This is a genomic window from Kitasatospora sp. NPDC001225, assembly GCF_053597855.1.
The window spans coordinates 1-3,560 of sequence record NZ_JBSFJC010000295.1; the positions used below are offsets into that span (position 1 = coordinate 1).

3 protein-coding genes are annotated in these 3,560 nt (G+C 75.3%); 2 read left to right on the forward strand and 1 reads right to left on the reverse strand.

Features of this window, described 5'->3' with window-relative positions:
- Positions 1–208 precede the first annotated feature (208 nt).
- The gene (locus ACWDCZ_RS39425) at positions 209–1,381 is read right to left on the reverse strand and encodes a PP2C family protein-serine/threonine phosphatase (protein WP_053112039.1); all 1,173 of its coding nucleotides are present in this window, start codon (positions 1,379–1,381) and stop codon (positions 209–211) included.
- 191 nt (positions 1,382–1,572) lie between these two features.
- On the opposite strand from ACWDCZ_RS39425, the gene ACWDCZ_RS39430 reads away from it, so the two are divergent.
- Entirely contained in the window at positions 1,573–1,791 is a 219-nt protein-coding gene (locus tag ACWDCZ_RS39430) for a heavy-metal-associated domain-containing protein (RefSeq protein WP_049651134.1), read from the forward strand.
- Positions 1,792–1,856: 65 nt separating this feature from the next.
- The coding region (locus ACWDCZ_RS39435; protein ID WP_449818479.1) for a heavy metal translocating P-type ATPase at positions 1,857–3,560 on the forward strand (1,704 nt) is incomplete at its 3' end.

Below are 3,560 nucleotides of genomic sequence, written 5' to 3' on the forward strand. Positions count from 1 at the left end.
GGGAAGAGCGCGTAGCTCTGGAAGACGGTGTTCACCGGCCGCTTGTACGGGGCCAGGACGTCACCGCCCTGCCAACGGTCTGAACGCCCCACCTCCAGGGTTGGCAGTCTGAAAATCATCCAGCCCCCGGAGCGACCACCCCCGGAGCCACCCCCGGCCCCCACCCTCCCGAGAGCCCACCCCCACAGAAGACCCCCGCAGGGCCCCCTCACCCATCCGTCCGCACGATCAGCAGCAACAACGCGTCGTCCCGCAACTCCCCACCCGTGTGCGCCAGCAGGTCCGCGTACACCCGCCCGACCGCCGTCTCCAGCTCCCCCTCCGAGCGCGCGGCCCCCCGCACCAGCGGCCCGACCCGCTCGGCCAGCGGGTAGAACTCCCCGCTCGTCCGGTGCCGCGCCTCGATCACCCCGTCCGTGCAGAGCACCAGCACGTCCTCCGCCCCGAACGGCTGGGCCCAGGTGGTCGGCTCCCCCGCCGCCAGCCGGCCGAGCCCCAGCGGCACCCACGGGTCGGGCGCGTCCAGCACGTGCGCCCGCCCCTCGTGGTCCACCCGGATCGGCGGCACATGCCCGTACTGCAGCAGCTCCATCGCCCCGGGCGTACGGAACTCCGCGAACAGTGCCGTGGTGAACTCCCCGTCCGGCACGTGCCGTTCGACGCTGGCCTCGATCCGCGCCGCGACGCCCCGCAGTCCGGCCTCGTCGTACGCCGCCTCGCGGAAGGCGCCCAGCACCACGGCCGCGGTCTGCACGGCGGCCAGTCCCTTGCCCCGGACGTCCCCGACCGCGACCCGGGTGCCGTGCGGCGTCTCCAGTACGGAGTACAGGTCCCCGCCGATCCGTGAGGCGTCCGCCGCCGACACGTACCGCACCGCGAGCCGCAGCGGCCCGACGGTCGGCCCGGGCAGCTGCAGCAGCGCCCGCTGGGCGGCTTCGGCGACGGAGCTGACGGCCGCGAAGGCCGCCGCGCGCCGCATCCGGATCTTGGCGACCCAGGCCGAGAACAGCGTCAGGACGACGTAGCTGACCATCGCCCCGTACAGGAAGCGGGCGTCGTTGATGTTGTCGACCTCGTCGTGGTGGCTGAGCCCGAACACCGTGAGCAGCCCGAGCGAGCAGACCAGCAGCAGTTCGCGGGGCTTCAGGGTCAGTGCCGCGACGGTCGGCACCACGGTCATCAGCGGGGCCAGGTAGCGGTCCTTGCCGGAGAGGAAGTCCGCGAGCCCGACGAGCAGGACGGCGATCAGCGCCGGGGTGGCGCGCCGCCAGAAGGGCACGTCCTGGAGGTCGGCGGCGAGCAGGGCGCCGCGCTGCCGGTCCGGCGGCAGTCCGGCTGCCGTGGGAGCCGAGGGAGACTGGGCGCGGCGGAGCGGAAACACATACCGAACATAAGGGACGATCACCGCGGAAGCCCGACCGGCCCTGGCCCCCGGCGTTCCCGGGCGATCCGGGCGCCCCACCCCCACCACTCCCGGAATACCCTGGAGGGGTATGGTGTTGTCACAACAGTCGTTGCCAGCGCCGCGCCCCGGGCGAACCCCGGGCCGCCCGGACCTCCCGGAGGCCCCCGATGTCCAGCACCATCACCTACACCGTGTCCGGCATGAGCTGCGGCCACTGCGAGAAGGCGATCAGCGAGGAGGTCTCCGCCCTGGCCGGGGTCACCGGGGTCGCCGCCGACGCCACGGCCGGGACCGTGACGATCTCCTCCGCCGCCCCGTTGGACGACGAGCAGGTGCGCGCCGCGATCGACGAGGCCGGCTACGAGCTGGTCGGCCGCAGCGCCTGAACCACCCGGCACGGCGGGGCCGCCGCGGCGCCCCGCCGGCCACCCGCACCGAGGAGCTGATCCGCATGAGCACGTCCACCCCGGACCTCGGGGCGCGGGACCGGGTCGAGCTGTCGATCGGCGGGATGACCTGCGCCTCCTGCGCGGCCCGGATCGAGAAGAAGCTCAACCGGATGGACGGCGTCGAGGCCACCGTCAACTTCGCCACCGAGAGGGCCCGGGTCGACTTCGGCCCCGGCACCACGGTCGAGGACCTGATCGCCACCGTCGAGCGCACCGGCTACACCGCCGAGCTCCCCCCGCCCCCGGCCGCCCCCGAGCACCCCACCCGGCCCGAGCCCGCCGACCCCCTGCGCGACCGGCTGCTGACCAGCGCCGTCCTCGCCGTCCCGGTGGTGCTGCTGTCGATGGTCCCGGCCCTCCAGTTCACCGACTGGCAGTGGCTGGCCTTCGCACTCACCGGCCCGGTCGTGGTCTACGGCGGCCTGCCCTTCCACCGCGCCGCCTGGACCAACCTCCGGCACGGCGCCGCCACCATGGACACCCTGGTCTCGCTCGGCACCCTGGCCGCCTTCGGCTGGTCCTGCTGGGCGCTGTTCGGCGGCCACGCCGGCCGGCCCGGGACGCACCACGACTTCTCGCTCTCGGTCGGCGACACCGACGCCTCGGCCACGCTCTACCTGGAGACCGCCGCCGCCGTCACCGTGCTGATCCTGCTCGGCCGCTACCTGGAGGCCCGCTCCAAGCGCCGGGCCGGCGCCGCGCTGCACGCCCTGCTCGACCTCGGCGCCAAGGACGTCGCGGTCCTGGAGGGGGGACGCGAGGTACGGCTGCCGGTGGACCGGCTGACGGTCGGCACCCGCTTCGTGGTCCGGCCGGGCGAGAAGATCGCCACCGACGGCACGGTGGTCGAGGGCGCCTCGGCGGTGGACGCCTCGATGCTGACCGGCGAGTCCGTCCCGGTCGAGGTCACCGTCGGCGACGCCGTCACCGGCGCCACCGTCAACGCGGGCGGCCGGCTGGTGGTCGAGGCCACCCGGGTCGGCGCGGACACCCGGCTGGCCCGGATGGCCCGGCTGGTCGAGGAGGCCCAGAACGGCAAGGCCGCCGCCCAGCGGCTGGCCGACCGGATCTCCGCGGTCTTCGTCCCGGCCGTCATCCTGATCGCCCTGGCCACCCTGGTGGTCTGGCTGCTGGCCACCGACAGCTCTACCGAGGCCTTCACCGCGGCCGTCGCCGTGCTGATCATCGCCTGCCCGTGCGCCCTGGGCCTGGCCACCCCGACCGCGCTCATGGTCGGCACCGGCCGCGGCGCCCAGCTGGGCATCCTGATCAAGGGCCCCGAGGTGCTGGAGACCACCCGCACGGTGGACACCGTCGTCCTGGACAAGACCGGCACCGTCACCACCGGCCGGATGGCCCTGGTCGCCGTGCACACCGCCGAGGGCGTGGACCGGGCCGAGGCGCTGCGCCTGGCGGGCGCCGTCGAGCACGCCTCCGAGCACCCGGTCGCCCGGGCGGTCGCCGAGGCCGCCGCCGAGGCCGGCGCCCTGCCCGCCGTCGCGGACTTCCGCAGCGTGCCCGGGCGGGGCGTGGAGGGGGTCGTGGCGGGGCGCGCGGTGGTCGCCGGGCGCGAGGCCCTGCTGGCCGACCGCGCGCAGCACCTGCCGCCCTCCCTGGCCCGCGCCAAGGCCGCCGCCGAGGCGGCCGGCCGCACCGCGATCGCGGTCGGCTGGGACGGCGAGGCCCGGGCCGGGCTGGTGGTCGCC